Source organism: Stenotrophomonas sp. WED208 (assembly GCF_040984485.1).
Taxonomy (GTDB): Bacteria; Pseudomonadota; Gammaproteobacteria; order Xanthomonadales; family Xanthomonadaceae; genus Stenotrophomonas; species Stenotrophomonas riyadhensis.
Genome location: NZ_JAZARB010000001.1, coordinates 2,705,038 through 2,731,592 on the forward strand (window position 1 = coordinate 2,705,038; position 26,555 = coordinate 2,731,592).

Sequence of the window (26,555 nt, forward strand, 5' to 3'; positions counted from 1 at the left end):
GGAGCTCCTATCGGGGGAATGGCGGCCACTTTATTCATCGCCCCGGCGGCGATAAATTGGCTCCATCGCAAAACATCTGTTCCACGGAGAGCCAAATGAGCCGCAAGTTCGACTACCTGGGCGATGTGGAGGTGTTCCTGGCGGTAGTCGAGCACGGCTCGTTCACGGCTGGCGCGGTGGCGCTGTCCACCACGCCCTCGGTGCTGAGCCGCGCGGTCACCCGTCTGGAAGCGCGGCTGGGCCGGCAGCTGTTGCAGCGGACCACCCGCCGCGTGGGCCTGACCGACGCCGGGCGGCTCTATCTGGAACAGGTGCGCACCGCCTTCGGCCTGTTGGACGAGGCCGAGCGCGACGTACTGGGCCAGGATGGTGCGCTGGCCGGCCGCGTGCGCCTGAGCGTGCCCACCACCTATGGCCACTACCGGCTGCCGCCCGTGCTGGCGCGCTTTGCGCAGCAGTACCCGCAGGTGCAGGTGGAACTGAACATCACCAACCGCAACGTGGACCTGGTGGCCGAAGGCTTCGATCTGGCCATCCGGCTGGGCCAGCTGCCGGACAGCGGGCTGGTGGGGCGAAAGCTGGAAGACGCGCCGCTGCTGCTGGTGGCCGCACCCAACTACCTGCAGCGCCGCGGCACACCGCAGACGCTCGACGACCTGCAGCAGCACCTGTGCCTGCCGTTTGTAATGCCGCGCACCGGGCGGCTGGCGCCGTGGATCTTCCGCGACGGCGGACGCGACGTGGACTGGCTGCCGCGTTCGTCCATCGAGACCTCCGACGATGTGCTGGGCGTGGTGTCGCTGGCCGAACAAGGCATAGGCATCTGCCAGAGCTTTGAGTTCATCGTGCGCGAGCGATTGCAGCGTGGGCAGCTGGTGGAAGTGCTGCCGCAGCTGCGCGGGAGATCGCGGCCGTTCTCGGTGATCTATGCGCCGCATCGGCGGCAGTCGGCGGCGGCGCGGGCGATGATTGAATTGCTGGTGGGGAATGTGGGGCGTGCTGAGGATGGCGTTGGTTGAGACTGCAAGGTTCGCTGACGTTGTCGGGATTGAACCGATTTTCGGGGCCTACGGTCGGTCGGGCGCCGCTGCCTGCCTAAGCAGAGTAAGAACTGTTGCAAAGAAGGCCGTCGCGCTATCCGCTTGTGACATGGGCGATTGCGCCACTTTGATCCGCCATCAGCAGAGCAGCTGCGCGAATGCGTCTGCTGGCGTCGCGTGCTGCACGAATGGTGCGTGCAACAATAGTTCTTCGCTCTCGGATTCAGAGATTCCTTCGCGAATTTCTATTGGCATTCGAAGCGGCGGCGTAAACACCATGGCGCGCCACCGAGAAAGGGTGGCAGCGGGTCTGCAAACCCGTGATGAGAGATGCACCTGTAGTTTGCGCTTGCCCGTCGGCACCGTCCTTAACCGGTGCCGGCGGGCAATCCGTCGGCCTTTCTGGCGGGCGGTGCGTGGGGGTCCTTGGGCCCACCGGTCTATGGTGCTATTTCATCCCGGTTTGCAGCCACGCATCGTCCGCCACCTCTTCGCGGTGGCGCTGTTAAGCACAGCCACGGAAGCCGACGCCATGAACGAATCCGACACCTTCTCTTCGTACACCGTTGTTGAGCCCGTCAACGACGACACTCCCCTGCCCGACCTGAACTCCCTGCTCGGCATCCTCAAGCGCATGCGCGGTTGCGAGGGGGCTGATGGGCATCCGTGGCCGGAGAACGACGTGTCACCCGGCCGCCGTGTAAGTCTGGCCAGGAGCGAGCGCGCGATGGTGGGGGCGCTGACGGTGCTGGAGCTGCTGCATGCGGCAGACCGCTGCCGGGTGGCAGCGGAGCCGGAGAGGCATCTGGATGAGGGGGTGGTGGACGGGTTGTTTCTGGCTTGTAGAGGGTTGGTTGAGTGGGCCTGTCGGGAGGTTAGGCCGGAGTAATCCACCAGCCCCTCGCTCGATCACACGGGCGCCTATCGGCGCCCTAATTCTTTAAACGTGCATCTACTTTGACCACGCGTCTGACAGTGATTCGGCCTGCTTAAGCACTAGTTCGATCGCGGCATCCTCACCTACCGGCGGGTACTTCCATTTCTTCAGGGTACGTCGCACCAGAATCCGCAACTTAGCGCGGACGCTCTCACGCACCTGCCAATCCACCGTGGTGCTATGGCGCAGCTTCTCCGTGATCTCGATGGCAATGCTCTTTAGAGTGTCGTCCCCCAACTCCCGAACCGCACCTTCGTTATTGGCCAAGGCATCATAGAAGGCTATCTCATCCTGACTCAGGCCCAATGCCGTCTCTCGTTCCAGGGCCGCCTGGAAGTCCTTGGCCATCTGGATCAGCTCTTCGATGACCTGCGCCGTCTCCACCGCCCGGTTGTGGTACTTGCGCAAGGTTTCCAACAGGCGGTCGCCGTACTTCTTCTCCTGCACTACGTTGTTGCGCGCCCGCGCCTTGATCTCGTCGCGCAACAGCTTCTCCAGCAGTTCCACCGCCAGATTGCGGCTCTTCATCTGCCGCACGTCTTCCAGGAACTCGTCTGAAAGCAGGCCGATGTTGGGCTTGTCCAGGCCCGCCAACGCGAAGATATCCGCCACCCCGTCGGCCACGATGGCGTTATCAAGAATCTGCTTGAGCGCGCTGTTCTTGTCCGCATCGGAACCCTTGCGATCCACAGTGGTGAACTTGACGATGGCGGCCTTGACGGCGGCAAAGAAGGCAATCTCCGTACGTAAGGCTGCGGCTTCATCGAGCGTGCTGCACAGGGAGAACGCCTTGCTCACCGCCAACATGGCATCGAGGAAGCGCTGCTTGCCGTCCTTCAGCCCTAGGATATGGTTGGCCACTGGCACCAAAAGTTGCAGCGCATCTGTTTCGAACTCGCTGTAATCAAAGCCATGCATCAACCCGCGCACGATGTCCAGCTTCTCCAGCAACACAGCCAGAGCCTCCGCCGCGCTATGCGCAGGATCGCCCTTGCCCTTGGATTCGGTGTAGGTCTTGAGCGCCGCTTTTAGCTCGTTGGCAATGCCGATGTAATCTACGACCAATCCACCGGGCTTGTTGCGGAACACTCGGTTGACGCGGGCGATGGCCTGCATCAGGTTGTGGCCCTTCATGGGCTTGTCCACGTACATGGTGTGACAGCAGGGCGCGTCGAAGCCAGTCAGCCACATGTCGCGTACTATCACCAGCTTCAACGGGTCTGCCGGATCCTTGAAGCGCTTTTCCAGGCGTTTCTTCACCTGCTGGCTGTAAAGATGAGGCTGCAGCAAGGGCTTGTCCGCTGCCGAGCCGGTCATCACTACCTTGATTGCCCCCCTCTCCGGGTCGGCATCGTGCCAGTCCGGGCGCAGGGCCGCGATTGCGTCGTACAGCTCGGCACAAATGTCACGGCTCATGCACACGATCATCGCCTTGCCTTCCAGCGTGGCCGTGCGCGTCTCGAAGTGCTGCACCAAGTCGGCAGCGACCTGTTCAAGACGCGGTTTCGCACCAACCAGCTTGGTCAGCGCAGCCCAATCGCTCTTGGTCTTCTCGCGGGCAGTGATGTCTTCCTCGTCCTCGATGACCTCATCTACCCGGGCATTGAGTGCGTCGATCTCAGCCTGGTTCACGTCCAGCTTAGCTAGACGGCTTTCGTAGAAGATTGGGACCGTGGCGCCATCGTCTACCGCATCCTGAATGTCATAGATGCTGACGTAATCGCCGAACACCGCCCGAGTGTCTTTGTCTTCCAGAGCGATGGGCGTGCCGGTAAAGCCGATGAACGTGGCATTGGCCAGCGCGTCGCGCATGTGCTTGGCATAGCCGAACACGTACTTGCCGGTCTCGGTATCCAGCCGCCCCTTCATGCCGTACTGGCTGCGGTGCGCCTCGTCGGAGATCACAACAATATTGCTGCGATCCGACAGCAATGGGTGAAGTGCCTCATCGTCCAGCAGGGCGAACTTCTGCACCGTGGTGAAGATGATGCCGCCAGCCTCACGCGAAGCCAGCATCTCGCGCAGCTCCTCGCGGCTGCCGGCCTGCTCTGGCGCCTGCCTAAGGAGGTCCTCGGCGGCGCAGAAAGTGCCGAAAAGCTGACCGTCGAGATCGTTGCGGTCGGTCACCACCACCAGCGTTGGATTCTTCATCTCTGGCTGCTGCAACAGCTTGCCCGCGTAGCAGGCCATGGTGATGCTCTTGCCCGAGCCTTGGGTATGCCACACCACACCGGCCTTGCGGCTGCCGGGCTGCACTTCCTTGCCATAGGTGGCACGCGGCTCCTGCACTTCCAGAAGACCCTTGTTCGGGTCGCTGGCGGCGACCACCGTAGCTTTCACCGCCTCGCGCACGGCATGGAACTGGTGGTAGCCCGCAATCTTCTTGATGATCTGATCGGCATCCTGCTCGAACAGCACGAAGTGGCGGACATAGTCCAGGAACAGTGCAGGCTCAAAGAAGCCACGCACCATGGTTTCCAGTTCGAACTCCAGCAGCGGCCGGTTGTCCTCATTGGCAATCGCCCGCCAGGGCTGCATGCGCTCCTGGTTGGCCGTCAGCGAACCCAGGCGCGCCGTGAAGCCGTCGCTGACCACCACCGCCACGTTGGTGTTAAAGAGGTCGCCAATCTCTTCCTTGTAGGTCTGGATCTGGTTGAAGGCATCCCAGATGTCGGCCTGCTCGTTGGCTGGGTTCTTCAGCTCGATCACCGCCAGCGGCAGGCCGTTGACGAAGGCCACCAGATCGGGACGGCGCAGCTGCTTGGTACCAGTCACGGTGAATTGGCTGACCAGCAGGAAGTCGTTGTTGCGTGGGTCAGCGAAGTCAATCAGGTTAACCAAGTCGGTGCGCTTTTCGTCGCCTATGGAGAACTCGACCGGAATGCCAGCCAGCAGAAGTCCATGCATACGACGGTTGCGCGCGATCAGCAGCGGCTCGCTTACCGTAAGAAGCTCGTGTGCTGCCTGCTCCAGCGCCGCAGCGGGGATGTGCTGGTTGATGCGGGTGAGCGCGACTAACAAGCGTTCCCGCAATACGGTCTGGCGATAATCAGTACGCGCAGGGCCATCTCCATCGGGTGCAATGCTTGAACCCAGAACGTACTGCCAACCAAGCTCCTGAAACCAAGCGACACTGTGGTCTTCGAGTTGCTGCTCCGTGATCATGCCCCATCCTCCATCAGCGCCAACAATAAGGCTTCGATAGATTCATCATGCTCTCCCTCCGGATACCAGATGGGAAATATGTTGGCTCTTGCCAAATCCTTTTTCCGTTCCACGCGATCGACCCCATCCTTTAACTCAAGGAAAGCATAGTGTTGTGGAAGCGTGTGGGAACCTTCTGCTGAGACTACGTCTTCCATTGCCCGTAGCGTGCGATCCGTCAAAAGGCTGCAACCGATAAATAACAATGACTTCCCGAACAAGAAGCGTGAAAAGAATCTCCTAACAACCCCTGAGTCGCTATAGGCATGCTCGTACTCACCCTGGAGTAGCACGCGATTTGCAATCGATTCACATGAGCCATGCAGCTTTAGAAGGTATCTTCCACCAGTATTCAAAATACGCAGCGCCTCTTCCAGGCTAGTACCAAGCACCACTTGGTCAAAGCCTTGTGATTGTCCAGAAAAGACAGACTCAAGCAACTTGTCGAAATTGGTGGTAATGATATTTGAGTCCGGGAACACAAGCGGAAGCAAATTTATTGCGCCAGCAGTCGTGCAATTTCTATCAAAGCATTCTTGCAGCTGCTTGCCAAATAACGCAGAGCCAAGATCATCGTAAATCAGCTGAGCTGCACCTTCATAGTTTCCAGAACTTAACAACAACTCCAAATCATTCTCTTTGACGTGCGACTCAGACTGTAAATCCCATAGAAATTTCGTCCAGCCCGGATAGCCACTAGGCATTGATATGCCCGCACCAAGAAATGGAACAACATTCCGAGTCTCATATGCCCTCTTGAGAGCCTTGAAACGGTTTTCGTTGTCGTGCGTCGTCAGTACTTGACCAGCCAAATCATGCAAGCCAGCCTTTCTCTCTTCAACCCAATCTTCAAAAGATAACTGATAAGTTTCTGGCTCTAAATCTTTGAGTATTCGACTCCGCTGAAAGGTAGAACCAACAATGGTCACATCCCCTTCGGAATTGAGATATTCATGGTACTTGGGGCGCCAAAATTCCATGGTCACCCCTCAAGTGATTCATAAATCTCAACTTCACCCGATAGCAATTTAGGCAGCAAATTGTCGCGAGTATCTGCGAGAGTTGAACTTTGTTCCGTCAGCGCCTGCATCATCGAAAAAATCGAGGATGCTTTCCGCTCAAAATTACAATTGACGTCGTGCGAAGGACGAACAATAGGGATCTTCTTAAGGTCAGAAACATTGAGATATGGCAAAGCAGTGCCTGAAACCAGTGTATTGAAATCAATCGCGCTAAGCATCGAGTACAAAAAATATACTCCCGACTTACCGTCAACAGGACTGGCTGACATCAAATTGTTGTCAATGATTGTTGGGGCAGTCAGTAATCTTCGACGATTCGAAATCAGCGCCACGCCAATCTTGGCAAAAACTGTCGCCCCTATTGGGTGAAGTTTGGCTTTCATTTCAGACTGCTGCGCTTTGCTCACATAGTTGTTAGCTGACTGTATGAATACCTCGTTGCCAGCAAGATTCATATCACTAACCTTGATGAACGGATAGTCTCCCTCTGTGCTTCCCTGATGTTCGGGCTTAAATGCGCTACCAGCCGTAAAGCTGCAAACATCACCCAGAACACCGTGCGTCCATCCCTTCGGAATATCTCCCAAATCCGACTCTTCCATGGCATCGGGAAACAGTGCGACGGTGGCGGCAAGCTGGTCATGGTGCTCGCGTGGCATCTGGTCGAGTTCGGCGTCGGTCTTGCCGCTGATGGCGCGCATGGCGGCCCGCTGGGAGTCTTCGCCCTGTTCGATGGCCGCGATCTTGGCCTTGACCGGATCGAAATCGACAAACCAAGATTTGAAGATGGCCTGCGCCATGGCTTCAAGAGTTTGGTTGATGCGGCGATTGAGGTCGATCTTGTTATCAAAACAGCGAATTGTTTTGGCTATCGCACGCTGCTCTTCGATGGACGGCAATTCAAATTTAAACTGTGCCAGCGCATCTTTATCTCCGCGCGGCATTTTTGCACCTTTGGATGTTCTAATGCTGAACTCGGTGAATTTTTCCCACCGACAAATGCCATTTAGGAATCCCGGATGCAATACAATTTCGTCTTTAGTGCGAAAGACCAACACATCATTTGAGCAATATCCATCAAACTCTGCCAGCCAAACTTTCTTGAAATAGGTTCGAATATTTGAGAACAGCGTATCGCCGAGATTGAATTTCGTCACGTTTCCACTTTTGGGCACGGTTGCTGCTATTGCCACGCCTCCAAAGTCTGCCTGCATGTTTTCAGTGGAGACGTATTTTGCGTAGACTGCATCTTGTGCCTTAGCCTTCTCGGAAACAAAATCCACCAAATCACCGAAAGCTGTTGATCTCCACTTAGAGGTCATAACCCAGCCTCGCCAAATTCTTCTTGATCTCCGCCTCCAGCTTCGCACCCTCCGCAAGCTGCTTCGCCAGTTGTCCGGTCAGCCTCTGCATCTTGTCGGCAAAGGGTTCGCCATCATTCTCCTGCTCTGCCGCGCCCACGTAACGTCCCGGCGTGAGCACATGCTCATGGTTGCGCACGTCTTTCAATGTGGCAGAATAACAGAAGCTGGGCACATCCTCATATCCCTCGCCCTGCTGCCAGGCATGGAAAGTCTCAGCGATTTTCTGGATGTCGTCCTTTGTGAAATCGCGCAGCACGCGATCCTTCATATAACCTAACTGTCGGGCGTCGATGAACAGGAACTCGCCACGCCGGTCGCGCTTCTTCTTGTCGAGCGCAAACCCGTTTCGCTTGTCGCGGGTAAGGAGCCAGATGCAAGCCGGAATCTGGGTGTTGGTGAACAACTGGCCCGGCAGCGCGACCATGCACTCGACATAGTCGTCCTCGACCAACCGCTTGCGGATTTCGCCTTCGTTGTTGGTATTGGAGCTCATGGAGCCGTTGGCCAGCAGCAGCGCCATGCTGCCGGTGGGCGCCAGGTGATACAGCATGTGCTGCAGCCAAGCGAAGTTGGCGTTGCCTTGCGGCGGCGTACCAGCGATCCAGCGCGGGTCGCTGGCCAACTTTTCGTTCCACCATTCCTTCATATTGAAGGGTGGGTTGGCCATTACAAAGTCGGCGCGCAGGTCCGGGTGCAGGTCGTTGAGCAGGGTGTCGGCCGGGCCGCTACCGAAGTTGAAGTCGATGCCGCGAATGGCCATGTTCATCGCAGCTAGTCGCCAAGTCGTGGGGTTACTCTCCTGCCCGTAGACGCTGATCTGTCCACTCTTACCGTTGATGGCCCTGCCGCCGTGCTGTTCAATGAACTCCTCACTCTGCACGAAGAAGCCGCCGGAACCCATAGCCGGGTCGTAGACGCGGCCCTTGAACGGCTGGAGCATTTCCGCGATCAGGGTAACGATGCTCTTGGGCGTGTAGTACTGGCCACCCTTTTTGCCTTCGGCCAGGGCGAACTGGCCCAGGAAATATTCGTAGACGTGGCCGAGGATGTCCTTGGACTTCAGGTCTAACGGCTGCCCCCTGTATTCCTTGGCGCTGAAGTCAGTATCCGAGAAGTGGCTTATCAATCCGGCCAGCTTGCTGGAGTCGAGCTGCACGCGAGCGAAGTCCTTGTTGAGCACGTTCTTCAGCCGGACGTTCTCGCGCTCGACGGCTTCCATGGCGTTGTCGATCAGCCATCCGACCGAACGCATTTCCTCCGGCTCGTCCTTGCCCGGCTTGTTCCACGGCAGCCCCGCCTTCGGCGGCAGCTGAGCGCAATCGCGCAGGGTTTGCCAACGGGCCTCTGCCGGCACCCAGAACACGTTCTTCTCGGTGTAGTAATCGCGGACTTCAAGCTCGGCGGTGATATTCTTCTCGTAATCCTGAGTGCCTTCGCAACCGTATTCGTTTGGGGCCATGTAGTAGTCATGGTCCGGATTGGAAAACTGTTCGCGCAGCTCGCGTTGCCGCTCTTCGAAGGAGTCGGAAACGTATTTGAGGAAGATCAGCCCAAGTACGACGTGCTTGTAAACGGCCGCATCGAGGTTTGAGCGTAGCTTGTCTGCTGCGGACCAGAGCTTCTTTTCCAGGTCGTTGAAGAATTGTTGTTCGATGGGTTTCATGTTTTTGTCCCGTGTTTCGTCATGTCTGTCTTCCTTGCTAGCCCCATAAACTTCTCGCTTGGTGGCCGTTGTCGCGTTTGCGTAAGGAAAAACGTTCTCGCTCAAGGCTACCGAGGCCGCGCCAGGGCTAATGCGGCAGCCGACTAATTGCCGTTTGGCGCGTGAGAAGATACTACCCTGCCTGCCCGGCGTTTCAAGCAGACGCTTATTGCGAGCGCGACTGCCGCAGGCAATCGACCTTCAGTTGCATTGTTCGGTCTTCTGTTCGGGGGGAATCACCTACCATTCCTCTTATGTTAGGCTGGCCAGTAAAGTCGCTTCAGCGGCACAATTCGCTTGGTTTCGGCGTCTGTAGCGTCATAGTGCTCAATCAGAGCGCGAACCACGTGATCTAGCGTCCACATCGCCAGAGGTATGGAAGCGCGATCTGCTTCATACTGAGCGTCCTTGGTGAATCCCCCAGTACTTACGTAAAGCCCGCGATCATCCTTGTGGCGGCCGCCGAGGAAGCTGCGAATCTCCTGACTTCCCATCTGCCCCCTGCGGTGCTTGACCTCCACGACGATGCGCGGATGCTCGAATCCGAACCCATCCGGCGAGGCAACAATATCTTTACCTCGATCTGAACCTGGCGGAGAAACCTGGGTCTTGTAGCCCATGGCGCGCAATATTCCCGCCACGAGCTGCTGCATGTCGTCCCAGTCAAGCTCGTTGACTCGGTCTTTGATTCGCTCCACCGCTTGAGAGTCGATGTCAGCCAGAGGATCTGCTACTGCCTCGTCCGCCTCATCATCGGCCATCGGGGCCGACTGCCCCTGAAGAGCGGCGAGAACTTCGGCAGCAGCAACTCGCGGCACCTCGAACAACGTCAAGGTGGAACCAAGACTGTTCTTCGTCCCGGTGCCCAAATGATCGCGCGGCAATTCTTGCGCGCCCCATTGAACGTCTCGAGCCAAAGGCATGCCCTGCTCTGTCCAGTCGGCATAATGCTTGGCCGGACCAGCAATCCTACCGATCGAATACAGGCGGTTTGGAGGAGAATAGGTAATAACCCAATCGCCATCTCGGATGTCATTGACGAAGCGCCAGACCTGAGAAGCGCCTGACACTACCGTGCCATGCTTGGCCTGGGGCTCAGCTGCCTGATAGAGGCCGATCAGCTGTTTTCGACCGACGCCGGGTTTGGCATGCGCAGCCAGCTGATTCCAGCCCACAGCCACCACACCGCGCTCACGGAAAGCGTCATACAAGGTGCCGCCATCGCCGCGAACCATCCACATCCGTTCCATCGCGCCTCCTCCTGTTCTCGATGCCATTAATCCAGCCCTCCCCAGAACTCGGCTGTCAGCACGAAGGGATTCATATTTCGCAGCTGCGGCTCTACGAGGCAGGAGCTTAGCGAACTGGATACCCGCGACATTGTATCAGCGCCCGATGGTCGTCAATGCCCCAGCTAGGCCTACTCATTAGGCTCAACTGATGGGCCGGCCCTTCAAAAAAAACAAGGGCGCCTCTCGGCGCCCTCGTTCTTTCAACTCATTCCCACTCAATGGTCGCCGGCGGCTTCCCCGAGATGTCATAAACCACCCGCGACACCCCCCGCAACTCATTGATGATCCGGTTGCTCACCGTCCCCAGGAACTCATACGGCAGATGCGCCCAGTGCGCCGTCATGAAGTCGATCGTCTCCACGGCCCGCAGCGCAATCACCCACTCATAAGCCCGCGCGTCGCCCACCACGCCCACCGACTTCACCGGCAGGAACACGGCAAACGCCTGGCTGGTCTTGTCGTACAGATCCGCCTTGCGCAGCTCATCAATGAAGATGGCATCGGCCTTGGCCAGCAGCTCAGCGTACTCACGCTTCACTTCGCCCAGAATCCGCACGCCCAGGCCCGGGCCCGGGAACGGATGGCGGTAGACCATGGTGCGCGGCAGGCCGAGCTCAACGCCCAAGCGGCGCACTTCGTCCTTGAACAGCTCGCGCAGCGGCTCCACCAGGCCCAGCTTCATGTGCTCCGGCAGGCCGCCCACGTTGTGGTGGCTCTTGATCACGTGCGCCTTGCCGGTCTTGCTGCCGGCCGACTCGATCACGTCCGGGTAGATGGTGCCCTGCGCCAGCCACTTGGCGTTCTTCAGCTTGTTCGACTCTTCGTCGAAGATCTCAACGAACAGGTTGCCGATGATCTTGCGCTTGGCTTCCGGGTCGCTCACGCCTTCCAGCGCGCTGAAGTAACGGTCGGCGGCATTCACGCGTACCACCTTTACGCCCATGTGCTCGGCGAACATCGCCATCACCTGGTCGCCTTCCTGCCAGCGCAGCAGGCCGGTATCCACGAACACGCAGGTCAGCTTCTCGCCGATGGCCTTGTGCAGCAGCGCAGCCACCACGGACGAATCGACGCCGCCGGACAGGCCCAAGATCACTTCGTCATCGCCCACCTGTTCGCGCACGCGGGCGATCTGGTCGTCGATGATGTTGGCGGCGGTCCACAGGGTCTGGCAGCCGCACACGTCCACCACGAAGCGGCGCAGCAGCGCCTGGCCCTGCAGGGTGTGGGTCACTTCCGGGTGGAACTGCACGCCGTACCAGCGCTTTTCTTCGTTGGCCATGGCGGCCACCGGAATGCGGTCGGTGGTGGCGGTGATGGTGAAGCCCGGCGGCGCAACGGAGACGTGGTCGCCGTGGCTCATCCAGACATTCAGCTTCGGCTCGCCGCCGTGGTCGCTCAGGCCCTTGAACAGTGCATCGGGGTTGATCACGTTCACTTCGGCGTGGCCGAATTCGCGCTGGTCAGCCGCTTCGGTGGCACCGCCCAGCTGCGCGGCCAGGGTCTGCATGCCGTAACAGATGCCGAAGATCGGCAGGCCGCTGTCGAACACTTCCTGCGGCGCGGCCGGGGCGCCCGGCAGCGTGGTCGATTCCGGGCCACCGGACAGGATGATGCCCTTGGCGCCGAACGCGGCGATCTCGGCCGGGTTGTGGTCCCACGCCCAGATTTCGCAGTAGACGCCCAGCTCGCGGATGCGGCGGGCGATCAGCTGCGTGTACTGCGCGCCGAAATCGAGGATGAGGATCTTGTCGTTATGGATGTTGGTCATGGTGCCGTTCCAGTGGTGTTTTTCGCAGCGCCCGGCGCTTCAAGGCTCTGCGTCAGCGTGGCGATGAACGCCTCGCGTTGTTGAATATGTGAGGGGTCTTCCTCGTCCCAGCGCAGCATCAGCAGGCCATGCGGTGCGTTGGGGTTGGAGCGGTCGGCGCGCGGCAGCTCGGCGATTTCCTGCACTTCGGTGCCGGGCACGATGCGCCGTTGCAGCGCCGCCATCGAGACGCCCGAATCCGCAGCGCCCCAGGACGCCCAGCGCACGCTCATCCGTGCGGGCTCCAGCGCGCCCAGTACCGGCGTCAGCACCGGATCATCCGGCCCGTGCAGCAGCTCGGTAATGCATTGCAGCGTGACCTGCAGCGGGCGCTCGCCAGTACCTTTCAGCAGCCAACGCTGCTCGCCAGCGGCCTGCACCTGCCAGCCCTTCGGCAGCGAGAACGCGCTCTGGCACGCCTGCACGTCCTGCAATTGCGAAACCGCCGCGCCCGGAGACCCGGAGCGCGGCGGCGGTTCGGACAACGAACAGCCTGCCATCAGCAGGCTGCCCGTAATCGCAAGAGCAGTTCGCAAGCGCATCAGGCGCGGTAGTTCGGCGGCTCTTTGGTGATGGTCACGTCGTGGACGTGGCTCTCACGCTGGCCGGCGCCGCTGATCTTCACGAACTTGGGCTTGCTGCGCATGTCTTCGATGGTGGCGCAGCCCACGTAGCCCATGGTGGCGCGCAGGCCGCCCATCAGCTGGTGGATGATGCCGCCCACCGGGCCGCGGTACGGCACGCGGCCTTCGATGCCTTCCGGCACCAGCTTGTCGGCGGTGGCGGCGTCCTGGAAGTAGCGGTCCTTCGACCCCTTCTCCATGGCGGCCAGCGAACCCATGCCGCGGTAGCTCTTGTACGAACGGCCCTGGTACAGCTCGGTCTCGCCCGGCGATTCCTCGGTACCAGCCAGCAGGCCACCGACCATGATGGTCGAGGCACCGGCGGCCAGCGCCTTGCCGATGTCGCCCGAGTAGCGGATGCCACCGTCGGCGATCAGCGGGATGCGGTCCTGCAGCGCTTCGGCCACCAGGTCAATCGCAGTAACCTGCGGCACGCCGACACCGGCGACGACACGGGTGGTGCAGATCGAGCCCGGGCCGATGCCGACCTTGACCGCATCCGCGCCGCTGTCCAGCAGCGCCAGTGCGGCTTCGCCGGTGCAGATGTTGCCACCGATGACCTGCACGTTCGGGAAGCTCTTCTTGACCCAGCTGACGCGGTCCAGCACACCCTGCGAATGGCCGTGCGCGGTATCGACCACGATCACGTCCACGCCGGCGGCGACCAGCGCTTCCACGCGGCGATCGGTATCGCCACCCACGCCGACGGCGGCGCCGACCAGCAGGCGGGTCGACAGATCCTTGGCAGCGTTCGGGAAGTCGGTGTTCTTCTGGATGTCCTTGACGGTGATCAGGCCACGCAGTTCGAACGAATCGTTGACCACCAGCACCTTTTCGATGCGATTGCGGTGCAGCAGCTGCAGCACTTCGTCAGACGCGGCGCCTTCCTTGACCGTGATCAGGCGATCCTTCTTGGTCATGATGTGGCGGACCGGATCGTCCAGCTCTGTCTCGAAGCGCATGTCGCGGTGGGTCACGATGCCGGCCAGCAGGCCGTCGCTGCCCACCACCGGCACGCCGGAGATGTTGTGCGCCTGGGTCAGGGCCAGCACGTCGCGGATGGTGGTTTCCGGGCCGACGGTGATCGGATCGCGGATGACACCGGCCTCGAACTTCTTGACCTTGGCCACTTCCGCGGCCTGCTGTTCCAGGCTGAGATTCTTGTGGATGATGCCCATGCCGCCGAGCTGGGCCATGGCGATGGCCAGGCGGGCTTCGGTGACGGTATCCATGGCTGCAGACAGGATCGGAAGCTTCAGCTTCAGGTCGCGAGTCAACCGCGTTTCGAGGTTGACGTCCTTGGGCAGGATGGTCGAGTGGGCGGGGACGAGCGAGACGTCGTCGTAAGTGAGTGCTTCAGCCTGGATGCGCAGCATCGGCATACCCGAGATGTGGGGAAGCGCGACATTTTACCCCTTTTTCGCGCCCTGTGGCAGGGGGTAGATGCGACGCAGTGTCGCGCGGGCGGCGATTGGTTCAGGGGGGCCGTCGGGGCCGACGGCATACCGCGTTTGGTAGGTGCCAACCTTGGTTGGCACGGCCCGTCCGGCACCTGGACCCCAGACGGGCTGATGGCCCCGATGGATGTGCCAACCAAGGTTGGAACCTACCAGGAGCGGGTCATCGGCCTGCCCCGGCAATGTGCCGAACAACGGTCGGCACCCACCTCAAGAGGTTCACTCGGGCCAGTCCTGAAACTGCTTTTGGTAGGTGCCAACCTTGGTTGGCACGATCCGTCCGGCACCGGTGCCCCAGATGGCCCCGATGGATGTGTGCCAACCAAGGTTGGCACCTACCAGGAGCGGGTCATCGGCCTGCCCCAGCATTGTGCCGACCAACGGTCGGCACCCACCCCAAAAGGTCAGCTCAGCGCTTCCGCGGCTTCCAGGGTGTTCTGCATCAACGTGGCCACGGTCATCGGACCCACGCCACCCGGCACCGGGGTGATCCAGCTCGCCCGCTGGGCAGCCGCTTCAAACCCGACATCACCCACCAACCGGCCGTCATCCAACCGGTTGATGCCGACATCGATCACCACCGCGCCCGGCTTCACCCATTCGCCCGGCACGATGCCCGGGCGGCCCACCGCCACCACCAGGATGTCGGCGTTGCGCACGGCCTGTTCCAGCACGTCCTTGGGGGTGAACTTGTGGCAGCTGGTCACGGTGCAACCGGCAATCAGCAGCTCCAGGCCCATCGGGCGGCCGACGTGGTTGCTCACGCCCACGATGGTGGCGTTGCGGCCACGCACCGGCTGGTCGGTGTGGCCCAGCAGCGTGGTGATGCCGCGCGGGGTGCACGGGCGCAGGCCGAACTCGCGCAGGGCCAGGTGGCCGACGTTTTCCGGGTGGAAGCCGTCCACGTCCTTGCGCGGGTCGATGCGCTGGATCAGCCGGCGCGCGTCGGGGATGCCCGGCAGCGGCAGCTGGATCAGGATGCCGTTGATCTTCGGGTCGGCATTGAGCTGGTCGATCAGGTCGAGCAGCTCGGCTTCGGTGGTACCGGCCGGCAGATCGTAGTCATGCGCTTCGATGCCGACCTTCTCGGCGGCACGGCGCTTGTTGCGCACGTACACGGTCGAAGCCGGGTCGCCACCGACCAGCACCACGGCCAGGCCCGGGCGGCTGCCACCGGCGGCCACGCGGGCGTCGACGCGCACCTTCAGGCTGTCGAGCAGGTCCTCGGCGATACGGCGGCCATCAAGGATGCGGGCAGGAAGCTGGGGGGAGGAATCGGTCATCGGGAGCGGGCGTGGGGCGGCGGGGACGCTATTGTCCCCGATTCAGGCCCCCTCGCCCACCGCGGAATGGGGTCGGATCCCTTTGCCGCAGGCAAAGGGCTCTGACTCCGGGGTGACTCAGATTGCCAACCTCCGGTAGTGCCGGCCGCTGGCCGGCAACCTCATGACGTCGGAACGTTCCCGTATCTGCCGGCCAGCGGCCGGCACTACCAGGGCCTTACTCTTCTTCTTCCGGCACATCCTGCGGGTTCAGCGTCTTGCTCTCCCGCTTCGGTGCGGTGAACGGCGTCGGCGTCGGCACGCCCTGCGGGCTGTTGCCGTAGATCATCCGCGCGCCGGCATTCAGACCACCACCGGCAATCTCCAGCTCGAAACGCTCGGCGTCGCGGCGGCGGATCTGCTCGGCAATCTCCACCGCATCGTCTTCGTCCGCACCCAGTTCCACCAGCGCGGCCTGGCCAAACAACACCGCCGATTCAAACGTCTCGCGGATCTGGAAATCGACACCGGCATGGATCAACCGCAGCGAATGCTCGCGGTCGAACGAACGCACCATCAGCTTGGCCTGCGGGAATTCATGCGCCACCAGTTCGACGATGCGGTCTGCGGCCTCGGCCTTGTCCACGCACACCGCAATCGCACGCGCAGTCGCGGCACCCGAGGCATGCAGCACATCCAGGCGGGTGCCATCGCCGTAATAGATCTTGAAACCGAAGCGCGCGGCGCTCTGGATCATCTCCACATCGTTGTCGATGATGGTCACATCCACGTCGCGCGCCAGCAGCGATTGGCTGGCGACCTGGCCGAAGCGGCCGAAGCCGATCAGCAGCACGCTGCCGGACAGGCCGTCGGCCTCGTCCACGCCGTCCATGTTCACCGTCGGCTTCGGCGCGATGCGTTTGTAGACCAGCACCACCAGCGGGGTCAGCGCCATCGACAGCACCACCACGGCGGTGAAGTTGGCATTGATCTCCAGGTCGATCACGCCGGCCGATGCGGCGGCGGAGAACAGCACAAAGGCGAACTCGCCACCCTGCGCCATCAGCACGCCGCGATCCAGCGCCTGCGCGTGATCGCTACCCATCACGCGCGCGACCACGTAGATGCACAGCGCCTTGGCCGCCATCAACGCCAGCACCAGGCCGAGGATCAGCTGCCAGTGCGCGGCCACCACGCTCAGGTCCAGCGCCATGCCCACACTGAGGAAGAACAGGCCGAGCAGAATGCCGCGGAACGGCTCGATGTCCGCTTCGATCTGGTGGCGGAAGGTCGACTCGCTCAGCAGCACACCCGCGAGGAACGCGCCCATCGCCATCGACAGGCCGGACAGCTGCATCAGCAGCGCGGCGCCCAGCACCACCAGCAGCGCGGCGGCGGTCATCACCTCGCGCGCCTTCGATTCGGCCAGCACGCGGAACAGCGGGTTGAGCAGGAAGCGGCCGACCAGCACCAGGCCGACGATGGCACCGACACCGATCGCCACCGACAGCCAGCGAGAACCCTCGCCGTCGGCACTGCCCGCGCTCGGGCCCATCCACGCCACCAGCGCCAGCAACGGTACGATCAGCAGGTCTTCAAACAGCAGAATGGAGACGATCTTCTGCCCCGACGGCAGCGCGATGTCGCCGCGTTCGGCCAGCAGCTGCATCACCACCGCGGTGGAGGTCAGCACGAAACCGGTAGCGCCGATGAAGGCCACCTGCCACGGCAGGCCGAACAGCTTGGCGATGCTGGTCAGCACCACCGCACAGGTAACGATCTGCAGCGTGCCCAGCCCGAAGATTTCCTTGCGCAGGCTCCACAGGTGCGAGGGCCGCATCTCCAGACCGATCACGAACAGGAACATCACCACGCCGAGCTCGGCGGTATGCAGGATCGCCTGCGGATCTGAGAACCAGCCCAGCCCGAACGGTCCGATCGCCAGGCCAGCGGCGAAGTAGCCCAGCACCGAGCCCAGGCCGGCCCGGCGGAACAAAGGCACCATCACCACCGCCGCGCCCAACAGGGCGACGACCTTGACCAGCTCGCTGGTCGCTGCTTCTACCGCCATGCGGTGTTTTCCCCAAGATCCAGAATCGGGTTCAACAATAGAGCAATGCCGATGACGGCAATAGCACGCATGCTGCGTCGGATTGTCTTGGAGGTGGAACGATGCCGGGAGTGACCCCCAGCATCATCCCGAAACCATGCGCCCGCCCAAGTGGGAGCAACCGTACACCCGCTTCGGTGGGTGCCAACCTTGGTTGGCACGAAAGCGCCGACCAAGGTCGGCATCTACCAATGCACACCCCGATCGGGTTCACCCACCCCGGCAGAACGCGGCGTAATCGATATACCCCGGGAATGGCACGCCCGGCGCGCACACGGGGCACTGCGGGTCTGGCCGGATGCCGGTCTCGCGGAAGCGCATGCCCAGCGCATCGAAGCGCAGCAGCCGACCAACCAGCGGCTCGCCGATGCCCAGCAGCAACTTCAGCACCTCGGTAGCCTGCAGCACACCGGCCAATCCCGGCAGCACACCCAGCACACCGGCCTCGGAACAGTTCGGCGCGAATTCCGGCGGCGGCGGCTCGGGGAACAGGCAGCGGTAGCACGGCGCCACACCACGCTGGCGGCCAGCGTCAAACACGCTTACCTGGCCGTCAAAGCGTTCGATGGCGGCATACACCAGCGGCTTGGCGTGCTTGATGCAGGCGTCGTTGAGCAGGTAGCGCAGCGGGAAGTTGTCCGACCCATCCAGCACCACGTCCACGCCCTCCAGCAGCGCATCCACGTTCTCGGAGGTGACCCGCTCCGGCACCGCCTCGACCTCGATCGACGGGTTCAGCGCCAGCAGCCGCTCGCGCGCGGAGTCAACCTTGAGCTGGCCGACGCTGGCTTCGGTATGCACGATCTGCCGATGCAGGTTGCTGCGCTCCACCCGGTCGTGGTCGGCAAAGCGCAGGTGCCCTACCCCAGCCGCGGCCAGGTAGAACCCAGCCGGTGCGCCCAGCCCACCCGCGCCCAGCACCAGCACGCGCGACTGCTGCAGCCGGCGCTGGCCGGCCTCGCCCACCTGCGGCAGCAGCAGGTGGCGCGAATAGCGGTCGTAGAAATCGCGGTCGGCGGCGCTGGCCAGCGGCTGCACCAGCGGCAGCGACTGCTCGCGCCAGGCCACGGTGCCGCCCGTCACGGAAGCGACGTTTGTGTAGCCGGCCTGCAGCAGGAACTGCGCGGCATCGGCCGAGCGCTTGCCGCTCTGGCAGATCAGCAGGATTTCCTGGTCGAGTCGCGGCAGATGCGCGGCCGGGTCGGCCTGCAGCTCGCCCTTGGCCACGCCGCGCGCGCCCTCGGCCATGCCCCCGGCCCGTTCATGCGCCTCGCGCACATCGATCAGCACGGCGCCATGGGCCAGGCGCTCGCGCGCCTGCGCGGGGGAAAGCTCTTGAATGCTCATGGCCGCATTATCGCGCAGACACCCTCGACGCGCCTTGCCCCGAACATGGCACCATGCGGGCGTTGCCCCTTGCATCCCGGAACCGCTGCATGCGCTCTGCCACCGAATTCTGGCGTGACCCGCGCATGCCCTTCGTCGAAAGCCGACGGGCGTGCGACAGCCGCGCCTGCCATCGCCCGCACAGCCATGACACCTTCTCGATCGGCGCCGTGGACGCCGGCAGCAGCGTGTTCACCGGCGCCGCGGAAGGACCGCGCCTGCTGCAGCCCGGCAGCCTGGTCGGCGTACCCGCAGGCCGCGTGCATGCCTGCAACCCCCTGCCCGGCCAGGTCTGGAGCTACCAGATGCTGCACCTGGATGCGCGCTGGATGGCCGAGGTCCGCGCCGAGTACGACGGCCTGCCCGGGCCCGACTGGCAGCAGGAACCGATCCGGATTTCCAGCCATCGCCTGCGCTACCAGCAGTACTGCCAGCTCAACGAGACGCTGTTCTCCGATGATCCGGTCTGCGTCAAGGAAGCGGCCCTGATCGCGTTCGTCGGCGATCTGGATGAACACGATGGTGTAGCCGTCGCCGGCCCGCCTGAAGATGCCGCACTACAGCAGCGGCTGCAGCCGGTGATGGACCTTCTGCGCCAGCGGCTCGAACACACCCCGGCCCTGCAGGAGCTCGCACCACTGGCAGGCATGAGCCGCTACCAGCTGATCCGCGCCTTCCGGCGTGCCACGGGCCTGACCCCACACGCCTGGCAGATCGACCAGCGCATCCAGGAGGCGCGCCGACGGTTGTGCGAAGGTCAGGCGCTGGCCGCGGTCGCGCATGCGCTGGGTTTCGCCGACCAGAGTCATTTCCAGCGGGTCTTCAAGGCCCACGCCGGTGCAACCCCGGGCCAGTACCGGCGCTGAGCCTGCAATAACGTTCAATACCACTGCGCGGCACATCCCCAGACTGGCGCCCCAGCCAGCCGCCGCCGGACCCGATGGAACAGTTCCTGATCATCGCCACCGTACATTTTCTCGCCCTGCTCTCACCCGGTCCCGATTTCTTCCTCGTTGCACGCACCGCGATCACCTCTGGCTGGCGCACCGCCAGTGGCGCCTGCGCAGGCATCGCCGTCGGCAACGGCGTCTTCATCGTGGCGGCTTTCACCGGAATCGCCCTGCTGCGCGCGGGCAGCGCAGGGTTCATTGCGGTGCAGTTGGCGGGCTGCGGCTTCCTGCTGTACCTCGGCACGCTGTTCCTGCGCCATGCGGGCTCGACGACGCTGCAGGCAGCTGACGCTGCCGCCGGATCGCCAGCGGGCGGTACCCATGGATGGTGGAAGGCGGCAGGGCTGGGCGTCCTGTCTGCGCTGCTGAACCCGAAGAATGCGCTGTTCTACGCAACGTTGGCGGCAATGCTCAACGGCCCGCAGGCCAACACCGCAACGAAATTCTTCTATGGCGCGTGGATGTTCGGCATCGTCCTGCTTTGGGATCTGCTGGTCGCCGCGCTGGTCGGCCATCCATGGGTACTGGGTCGGTTCGCACACGCCCTGCCCTGGCTGGAGCGGGCCGCAGGGCTTCTGATGATCGCGCTGGCGCTATGGATCGTCGTGTCGCTGTGGGCCGGCTGATGCCGGCGATTCGCACCTGTCGCAATGGCGTTCAATACCTCGCGTTCACACCCGCCCACACTCTGCACTTTCTGTAGGTCAGTGGCAGGTTTACGTGCAGCAGTTCTTCATCGTCGCGGTGCTGTACGGCTTCGCCATGCTCCTGCCTGCTTCGAATCACGCGAAGATCCTGCGCACCGCGATGGGCGCGGGCGGGCACGCCGCCATGGCCGCGTCGTTCGGTATCGCCATCGGTACGGGCGTCATCTGTGCGACGGCTTTCGTTGCAGCGGGCATGCTGGGAAACCGCGGCCTGTGGACGCTGGCGATGCAGTGCGCGGGCTGCCTCCTGCTGCTGCGCCTGGCGGGCATGTGCCTGCGCGACGCAGGCTTGACCCCTTTCTCTCCGCTTTCCCTGCAGATGCCCTGGGGCCTGCGCGCTCGCTCCCGTTGGCCGCACGCCGAAGCAGGATGCCTGCTGGCGCTCGCCAGCAGCAGCAACTGGATGCTGCAGTTCGCGATTGCAGCCCTGGTTACCGGCCTCGTTGCCGACACGGGCACCCAGGCCGCTTACGTGGCCGGCCTGAGTGGCGTCGCGCTGTCGCTCGGCCTGCTGATGGCGTGGCTCGGCAGCCATCCGCGCTGGGCACAGGGGTGTTGCCGATTGCTTCCATGGCTGGAGCATGCCACGGGCCTGCTGATCGGGGCGGTGTCGGTGGCGTACCTGGCAGGTGCACTGGGTACGACCCTGGTCTGGGCAAGCATCACGGGGCAGGTGCAGCTGCCGGAATCGATCCCTGCCACAAGTCAGGTGCAACCGGCTTCAACATCGCGGCGCGGTCGAGGCATGCCATGCGCGTTGCCTCATTGCCGCGCTCGTCGCAGCAGTTCGCCCTGATCGAGACATCGAGAACCAAACCCATACCTGGCTGGCGCCCCCAGCGCGCCCGCAACAGCAGTCCTCGGGTTTCATACTCTTAGGCCGATGTTCGCACGGACAATCGTCACAACGCTTCGGAACCCACCACGAGATGAGCATGCACAGTAGTTACCCTGATGATCCGTCCGGCTCGATCGTCGAAAGGATCGACATAGCACCGCTTGGAGCAGGGTCTTTGGAGGGAACAACCTTCACGGTGAAGGACAATATCGATCTGGCGGGTCATAAGACCTCCTATGGCAGCCCGGCCTGGCGGGCCAGGCATCCTGCGCCGAAGCTCAATGCGCTTTGCGTCGATCAGGTATTGGCTGCGGGCGCGCGCTGCGTAGGCAAGGTCGTCGCGGACGAATTCACGTATAGCCTCGACGGCGAAAGCCAATTCTTCGGCACGCCGGTGAATGCCAAGGCTCCAGATCGCATTCCCGGCGGCTCTTCAAGTGGATCTGCAGCGTCGGTCGCCAATGGCGTGGCCGATTTCTCAATCGGCACCGATTCGGGCGGCTCGATCCGTGTTCCTGCGAGCCTGTGCGGCATCTGGGGCATGCGCCCATCCCTGCACCGGATTTCCGAAGCCGGCGTGCTGCCCTTCATGCCGAGCGTCAGCACGGTGGGCGTCGTTGCTGCATCATTGAACCTGCTCGATGCAGCGACACGGGTTTTGCTGCGCAGCAGCTCAAGCCAGCCGGCGCCGCTGCAACGTATCCTGGTCCTCGCCGATGCGCTGGACATTGCTGACGAAGCAGTGAGAAACCAGGCGGATGCCGCCTTGCAGGCGATCGCCACCCGCACCGGCATCGTGCCGGAGACAGTCCGCTTCTCGCAGATCGTCGGCGCGGACGTTCCGCTAGTCGATTGCAATGTGAAGGCGCTGCGGAATCTGCAGACGGCCGAATTCCAGAGCACGGTCGGCAACTGGATCGAAACACACAAGCCCGAGCTTGGCTTTGCCTTCTCCATGGCGTATGGAAATGTGCAATCGTTCGACCGGCTTACCGCACTCGACAGCATCACCCGCTGCGAATGGTTCTTCGAGAGGATCAATGCTTGCCTCATGCCCGGAACCGTCATCTGCTTCCCCACGACGCCGGTCATTGCCCCCCTCAAGGGATCGCTGACGACGCTGGAGGCCGTGCTGGACTTCTACGATAGGACAATGGCGATCACCGCCTTTTCCGGTGTCGCGCGGCTGCCAGAGATTTCCATGCCGTTGCTGACTATCGACAATTGCCCGGTTGGACTCTCTGTTGCCGCCGGTCACTATCAGGATGAATTCCTGCTGGCCTCAGCCAGGCAGATGATAGAAGGAATTGCATAAGTCGAATCCCGTCGCTGAAAGGTCCCCTCGTCGAGTTCCACATCGAGGTAGGTCCCCCAGCGACCGCCTAGCGCACATCAATCAGCACGGCGCCGTAGGCCAGGCGCTCACGTGGGGGAAAGCTCTTCGATGCTCGAGGCCGCATTGTCGGGCACGTGGCGCCGGACCGCCTCGGCCGGTATCTGCGAACACGGGGGATTGCCGGCCAGCGGCCGACACCACCACAAACGAAAAAGGCGGCCCTCAGGCCGCCTTCTTCTGCATCACTTGCCCTTGACGTGCTTCATCAAGCGCCGCTTGGCCTTGACCTGCCGCTCGGTGAGGACGTTCTTCTTGCCCTCGTACGGGTTGGTACCCTCGCGGAAGATGAAGCTCACCGGCGTGCCGATCAGCTTGAAGCGCTTGCGGAAGAAGTTTTCCAGGTAGCGCTTGTACGACTCCTGCAGCTCCTTCAGGCGCGTGCCGTGCACGATGAAGGTCGGCGGGTTTGCACCGGCCGGATGCACATAGCGCAGCTTGGAGACGTGGCCGCGGATGGTCGGCGGCGGGTTGGTCTCGTACGCCACTTCCAGCGCCTTGTTCACTTCGCTGGTGGTGAAGGTCTTGTTCGCCGATTCGTGCGCGCGGTGCACCGCACGGAACAGCTCACGCAGGCCCGAGCCATGCTTGGCCGAGATGCGCACGGACTCGGCCCACGGCACGAAGCCCAGCTTCAGCGACAGCATGGTTTCGGCCTGCTCGCGCTGGTACTCGGTCAGGCCATCCCACTTGTTGATGGCGATCACCAGCGCGCGGCCGGCGTCGAGCACGGCACCGAGCACGGTGGCGTCCTGGTCGGTCACGCCTTCGGTGGCGTCGAGCATCAGCACGGCCACCTGGCACTGCTCGATCGACTGCATGGTCTTGACCACCGAGAACTTCTCGACGACCTCGTCCACGCGCGAACGACGGCGCAGGCCGGCGGTATCGATCAGGCGGTATTCGCGGCCGTCACGCTCCAGGTCCACGGCGATCGAGTCGCGGGTGGTGCCCGGCACGTCGGAGGCGATCATGCGCTCCTCGCCGAGGATGCGGTTGACCAGGGTCGACTTGCCCACGTTCGGGCGGCCGACGAAGGCGATGCGGATGCGGTTCGGATCGTTGTCCAGCTCTTCGCCGCTGCCTTCTTCGGGCAGGCGCTGGATCACTTCGTCCAGCAGGTCGTCCAGACCCTGGCGATGCGCGGCCGACACGGTCAGCATCTCGCCGAAGCCGTAACGGGCGAATTCCGAACGCACGGTGTCCTCGTCGGTGCCGTCGATCTTGTTGATCAGCAGCAGCGTCGGGCGCGACAGCTTGCGCAGCCAGGCCAGGATCTCGTCGTCCATCGCCGACGTTCCCTCACGGGCGTCGACCACGAACAGGATCAGGTCAGCTTCCGCTGCAGCGGCGCGGGCCTGGCGGGTGGTAGCCCCCGCCAGTCCCTCTTCCTCTTCCGCGATACCGCCGGTGTCGACGACGAGGAAATGATTGTCCTCGTCCAGACGGCAGACACCGTAGTTGCGGTCGCGGGTGACGCCGGGCTGGTCATGGACCAGCGCGTCACGGGTGCGCGTAAGCGCATTGAAAATAGTCGACTTGCCGACATTCGGCCGTCCAACCAGGGCGACCAAAGGCAGCATCGCGATTACTCCAATTTTTAATTTGCCAACCGGAAGGCGGTCAGCTTGCCATCAACGTTCTGCACCAGCAGCACCCCGTCTACGACGACTGGCTGGGCCAACAGGGCGTCGCCGCCGCTCTTCGCCCGTGCCGCCATCGCACCATCGGAGGTCTTCAGCCAGTGCACGTATCCCTTGTAGTCGCCGACGACCACGTAATCACCCTGCAGAGCCGGGCCGGTCAGCGAACGACGCGCCAGCTCGGTCTGCGACCACATGGCTGCGCCGGTCGCCTTGTCCAGGCCGAACACGCCACCCTTGTTGTCGGTAACGAACACATTGCCCGACGACACCGCCACACCACCTGCACCGCCATGGTCGCGCGCCCACAGCGGGCGACCGGTCGGGCCTTCAATGGCCATGGTCTGGTTCTTGAAGCTGCTCACGAAGAGGGTGTTGCCCTCCAGCACCGGGGCGCCATCGACGTCGGCCATGCGCTCCAGCTCGGTACGGCCTTCGCCGTTGCCGAGGTTCTGCTCCCACAGGGTACGCCCATCCTGCATGGCGAGCGCGGCAACCGCGCCTTCGTCCTTGCCGATGAACAGCACGCCCGGGCCGGTGACCACCGGGGCGTTGCCGCGCACGGTCAGCGCCGGCAGTTCGCTCGGGTTGAACCACTTCTGGGTGCCGTTGCCAGCATCGAAACCGGTGACGCGGCCATCGTTGCTGCGCACGAAGACCAGGCCCTGGGCCACGGCCGGTGCGGCAATCACTTCACCCGGAACACGGGCGCGCCACTTCTCGCTGCCATCGTTGATGTCCAGGGCAATGACCTGGCCATCCAGCGTGCCGATCACGACCAGGTTCTCACCGACACCCGGGCCGCCGGACAGGCGCAGCTTCGGCTTCTTCTTTTCCTTCTGCGGCTCCCAGGTCCAGACCTTCTTGCCGGTCTGCAGGTCGATGGCGTGCACGCCACCGGTGATCGCCGCAGCGAACACATGGCCGTTGGCCACGGCCGGGCCCTGGCGCACGCCGATGCGGCGCTCACCCTTGCCGAGGTTGACCGACCAGATCTTGTTGACCTTCACGCTCGGCTCGAACTTGACAAGCTCAGCCGGCTCCTGGGCCTTCTTCGCCGCCGCGTCCTTGCCGGCGAACCAGCCCTTCATGGTGCTGCAGCCGGTCAGGGCCATGCCCATCAGGAGCACGGTGGCGACGCGGGTGATCATGACCTTCTGACTCATCAAACCGACTCCGCAGGGGCGGCGACCGTGCCGCCGGCATCCATAACCTTGGTTTCCAGCAGGCGCCGCTGCGGCGCTGCCACATCCAGCGACTTCAGCGCCTTCTCGTACTGTGCACGGGCATCATCACGCTTGCCCTGCGCCAGCAGCGCATCGCCATGGATTTCCAGGCTGCTGCTGTCGGTGGCGCTGCCCAGCAGCTTGATGGCTTCGTCGCTCTTGCCGGTGGCCACCAGCAGGCGAGCCACACGCTGGTCGACCACGCGCTGCAGGTCACCTTCGACCTTCACGCCGCGCAGGGTGGCCAGCGCTTCTTCATTCTTGCCGGCGTCGACCTGGGCCTTGGCCAGCTGCAGCGCCGCAAGGTCGCCGTAGATGCTGGACGGGCCGGCCTCAAGCGCCTTCACGGCCTTGGCGGCATCGTCGAGCTTGTTCTGCTGCAGGCCGACCAGCGCCTTCTGGTACTCGACATTGGCCGAGGCCAGCTTGCCGCCCTGATCCTTCTGGTACCACTGCCAGCCGGCAATGGCACCGATCGCGATGGCTACGCCACCGAGGATGCTGGCGCCATTCTTCCGCAGCCAGCTGCGGACGCGTTCACTTTGTTCGTGCTCGTCGAGCAGATCGTCGATCGCCATGCGTACTCTCG

At 62.7% G+C, this 26,555-nt stretch carries 20 protein-coding genes; 6 read left to right on the top strand and 14 right to left on the bottom strand.

All coding sequences use genetic code 11. The features are described from left to right. Window positions 1–95 precede the first annotated feature (95 nt). A complete protein-coding gene (locus VPH47_RS12080; RefSeq protein ID WP_368850910.1) occupies window positions 96–1,019 on the top strand; it encodes a LysR family transcriptional regulator in 924 nt (307 codons plus the stop codon). Between the two features lie 553 nt (window positions 1,020–1,572). Further along, window positions 1,573–1,929, top strand: coding sequence for a hypothetical protein (locus VPH47_RS12085; RefSeq protein WP_368850911.1), 357 nt, complete (start codon window positions 1,573–1,575; stop codon window positions 1,927–1,929). A gap of 63 nt (window positions 1,930–1,992) precedes the next feature. On the opposite strand, the gene VPH47_RS12090 is transcribed toward VPH47_RS12085, so the two are convergent. The 11 genes from VPH47_RS12090 to moeB all read right to left on the bottom strand — a co-directional run bounded on the left by VPH47_RS12090 (window position 1,993) and on the right by moeB (window position 19,170). Next, window positions 1,993–5,142, bottom strand: coding sequence for a type I restriction endonuclease subunit R (locus tag VPH47_RS12090; RefSeq protein ID WP_368850912.1), 3,150 nt, complete (start codon window positions 5,140–5,142; stop codon window positions 1,993–1,995). Beyond that, on the bottom strand, window positions 5,139–6,161 hold the full coding sequence (locus tag VPH47_RS12095; protein ID WP_368850913.1) for an SIR2 family protein: 1,023 nt from the start codon (window positions 6,159–6,161) through the stop codon (window positions 5,139–5,141). The genes VPH47_RS12090 and VPH47_RS12095 overlap by 4 nt, the downstream gene beginning before the upstream one ends. 2 nt (window positions 6,162–6,163) lie before the next feature. Continuing rightward, entirely contained in the window at window positions 6,164–7,486 is a 1,323-nt protein-coding gene (locus VPH47_RS12100) for a restriction endonuclease subunit S (RefSeq protein ID WP_368850914.1), read from the bottom strand. Between the two features lie 28 nt (window positions 7,487–7,514). Next, window positions 7,515–9,230 (bottom strand): type I restriction-modification system subunit M, encoded by a 1,716-nt coding sequence (locus VPH47_RS12105; RefSeq protein ID WP_368850915.1) that lies wholly within the window; start codon window positions 9,228–9,230, stop codon window positions 7,515–7,517. A 296-nt stretch (window positions 9,231–9,526) separates the two neighbouring features. Further along, window positions 9,527–10,519, bottom strand: a complete 993-nt coding sequence (locus tag VPH47_RS12110) for a restriction endonuclease (RefSeq protein ID WP_317223414.1) — start codon at window positions 10,517–10,519, stop codon at window positions 9,527–9,529. A 247-nt stretch (window positions 10,520–10,766) separates the two neighbouring features. Further along, window positions 10,767–12,332 carry a glutamine-hydrolyzing GMP synthase gene (gene guaA / locus VPH47_RS12115; protein ID WP_054171531.1) on the bottom strand — a complete coding sequence of 522 codons (1,566 nt, stop codon included), beginning with the start codon at window positions 12,330–12,332 and terminating at the stop codon, window positions 10,767–10,769. Then, window positions 12,329–12,805 (bottom strand): hypothetical protein, encoded by a 477-nt coding sequence (locus tag VPH47_RS12120; protein ID WP_368851586.1) that lies wholly within the window; start codon window positions 12,803–12,805, stop codon window positions 12,329–12,331. The genes guaA and VPH47_RS12120 overlap by 4 nt, the downstream gene beginning before the upstream one ends. Window positions 12,806–12,912: 107 nt before the next feature. Next, window positions 12,913–14,370 (bottom strand): IMP dehydrogenase, encoded by a 1,458-nt coding sequence (guaB, locus tag VPH47_RS12125; protein ID WP_197651510.1) that lies wholly within the window; start codon window positions 14,368–14,370, stop codon window positions 12,913–12,915. Between the two features lie 485 nt (window positions 14,371–14,855). Continuing rightward, window positions 14,856–15,734 (bottom strand): bifunctional methylenetetrahydrofolate dehydrogenase/methenyltetrahydrofolate cyclohydrolase FolD, encoded by an 879-nt coding sequence (gene folD / locus VPH47_RS12130; RefSeq protein WP_368850916.1) that lies wholly within the window; start codon window positions 15,732–15,734, stop codon window positions 14,856–14,858. A gap of 217 nt (window positions 15,735–15,951) precedes the next feature. Then, window positions 15,952–17,784, bottom strand: coding sequence for a monovalent cation:proton antiporter-2 (CPA2) family protein (locus VPH47_RS12135; protein WP_101765321.1), 1,833 nt, complete (start codon window positions 17,782–17,784; stop codon window positions 15,952–15,954). Window positions 17,785–18,033: 249 nt separating this feature from the next. Then, window positions 18,034–19,170 (bottom strand): molybdopterin-synthase adenylyltransferase MoeB, encoded by a 1,137-nt coding sequence (gene moeB, locus VPH47_RS12140; RefSeq protein ID WP_368850917.1) that lies wholly within the window; start codon window positions 19,168–19,170, stop codon window positions 18,034–18,036. An 89-nt stretch (window positions 19,171–19,259) separates the two neighbouring features. Between moeB and VPH47_RS12145 the strand changes: the two genes are divergently transcribed. The 4 genes from VPH47_RS12145 to VPH47_RS12160 all read left to right on the top strand — a co-directional run bounded on the left by VPH47_RS12145 (window position 19,260) and on the right by VPH47_RS12160 (window position 23,019). Further along, on the top strand, window positions 19,260–20,075 hold the full coding sequence (locus VPH47_RS12145) for a helix-turn-helix domain-containing protein (RefSeq protein ID WP_368850919.1): 816 nt from the start codon (window positions 19,260–19,262) through the stop codon (window positions 20,073–20,075). A 74-nt stretch (window positions 20,076–20,149) separates the two neighbouring features. Then, the gene (locus VPH47_RS12150) at window positions 20,150–20,785 is read left to right on the top strand and encodes a LysE family translocator (protein ID WP_368850920.1); all 636 of its coding nucleotides are present in this window, start codon (window positions 20,150–20,152) and stop codon (window positions 20,783–20,785) included. A 94-nt stretch (window positions 20,786–20,879) separates the two neighbouring features. Continuing rightward, window positions 20,880–21,662, top strand: a complete 783-nt coding sequence (locus VPH47_RS12155) for a lysine transporter LysE (protein ID WP_368850921.1) — start codon at window positions 20,880–20,882, stop codon at window positions 21,660–21,662. Between the two features lie 139 nt (window positions 21,663–21,801). After that, a complete protein-coding gene (locus VPH47_RS12160; RefSeq protein ID WP_180855395.1) occupies window positions 21,802–23,019 on the top strand; it encodes an amidase family protein in 1,218 nt (405 codons plus the stop codon). 263 nt (window positions 23,020–23,282) lie between these two features. On the opposite strand, the gene der is transcribed toward VPH47_RS12160, so the two are convergent. Genes der through VPH47_RS12175 form a run of 3 tightly spaced genes read right to left on the bottom strand, consistent with a single transcriptional unit; the run spans window position 23,283 to window position 26,544 of the window. Then, complete coding sequence (gene der, locus VPH47_RS12165) at window positions 23,283–24,680, bottom strand: ribosome biogenesis GTPase Der (protein WP_014036905.1); 1,398 nt, start codon at window positions 24,678–24,680, stop codon at window positions 23,283–23,285. Between the two features lie 17 nt (window positions 24,681–24,697). Then, window positions 24,698–25,906 (bottom strand): outer membrane protein assembly factor BamB, encoded by a 1,209-nt coding sequence (bamB, locus tag VPH47_RS12170; protein ID WP_110712031.1) that lies wholly within the window; start codon window positions 25,904–25,906, stop codon window positions 24,698–24,700. After that, window positions 25,906–26,544 (bottom strand): tetratricopeptide repeat protein, encoded by a 639-nt coding sequence (locus VPH47_RS12175; protein ID WP_094001816.1) that lies wholly within the window; start codon window positions 26,542–26,544, stop codon window positions 25,906–25,908. Before VPH47_RS12175 ends, bamB begins: the two co-directional genes overlap by 1 nt. Between the last annotated feature and the right edge of the window lie 11 nt (window positions 26,545–26,555).

Coding starts and splice junctions, on each gene's coding strand:
- VPH47_RS12080 (WP_368850910.1), top strand. CDS start 96: ATGAGCCGCAAGTTCGACTACCTGGGCGATGTGGAGGTGTTCCTGGCG.
- VPH47_RS12085 (WP_368850911.1), top strand. CDS start 1,573: ATGAACGAATCCGACACCTTCTCTTCGTACACCGTTGTTGAGCCCGTC.
- VPH47_RS12090 (WP_368850912.1), bottom strand. CDS start 5,142: ATGATCACGGAGCAGCAACTCGAAGACCACAGTGTCGCTTGGTTTCAG.
- VPH47_RS12095 (WP_368850913.1), bottom strand. CDS start 6,161: ATGGAATTTTGGCGCCCCAAGTACCATGAATATCTCAATTCCGAAGGG.
- VPH47_RS12105 (WP_368850915.1), bottom strand. CDS start 9,230: ATGAAACCCATCGAACAACAATTCTTCAACGACCTGGAAAAGAAGCTC.
- VPH47_RS12110 (WP_317223414.1), bottom strand. CDS start 10,519: ATGGAACGGATGTGGATGGTTCGCGGCGATGGCGGCACCTTGTATGAC.
- guaA (WP_054171531.1), bottom strand. CDS start 12,332: ATGACCAACATCCATAACGACAAGATCCTCATCCTCGATTTCGGCGCG.
- guaB (WP_197651510.1), bottom strand. CDS start 14,370: ATGCTGCGCATCCAGGCTGAAGCACTCACTTACGACGACGTCTCGCTC.
- folD (WP_368850916.1), bottom strand. CDS start 15,734: ATGACCGATTCCTCCCCCCAGCTTCCTGCCCGCATCCTTGATGGCCGC.
- VPH47_RS12135 (WP_101765321.1), bottom strand. CDS start 17,784: ATGGCGGTAGAAGCAGCGACCAGCGAGCTGGTCAAGGTCGTCGCCCTG.
- moeB (WP_368850917.1), bottom strand. CDS start 19,170: ATGAGCATTCAAGAGCTTTCCCCCGCGCAGGCGCGCGAGCGCCTGGCC.
- VPH47_RS12145 (WP_368850919.1), top strand. CDS start 19,260: ATGCGCTCTGCCACCGAATTCTGGCGTGACCCGCGCATGCCCTTCGTC.
- VPH47_RS12150 (WP_368850920.1), top strand. CDS start 20,150: ATGGAACAGTTCCTGATCATCGCCACCGTACATTTTCTCGCCCTGCTC.
- VPH47_RS12160 (WP_180855395.1), top strand. CDS start 21,802: ATGCACAGTAGTTACCCTGATGATCCGTCCGGCTCGATCGTCGAAAGG.
- der (WP_014036905.1), bottom strand. CDS start 24,680: ATGCTGCCTTTGGTCGCCCTGGTTGGACGGCCGAATGTCGGCAAGTCG.
- bamB (WP_110712031.1), bottom strand. CDS start 25,906: ATGAGTCAGAAGGTCATGATCACCCGCGTCGCCACCGTGCTCCTGATG.
- VPH47_RS12175 (WP_094001816.1), bottom strand. CDS start 26,544: ATGGCGATCGACGATCTGCTCGACGAGCACGAACAAAGTGAACGCGTC.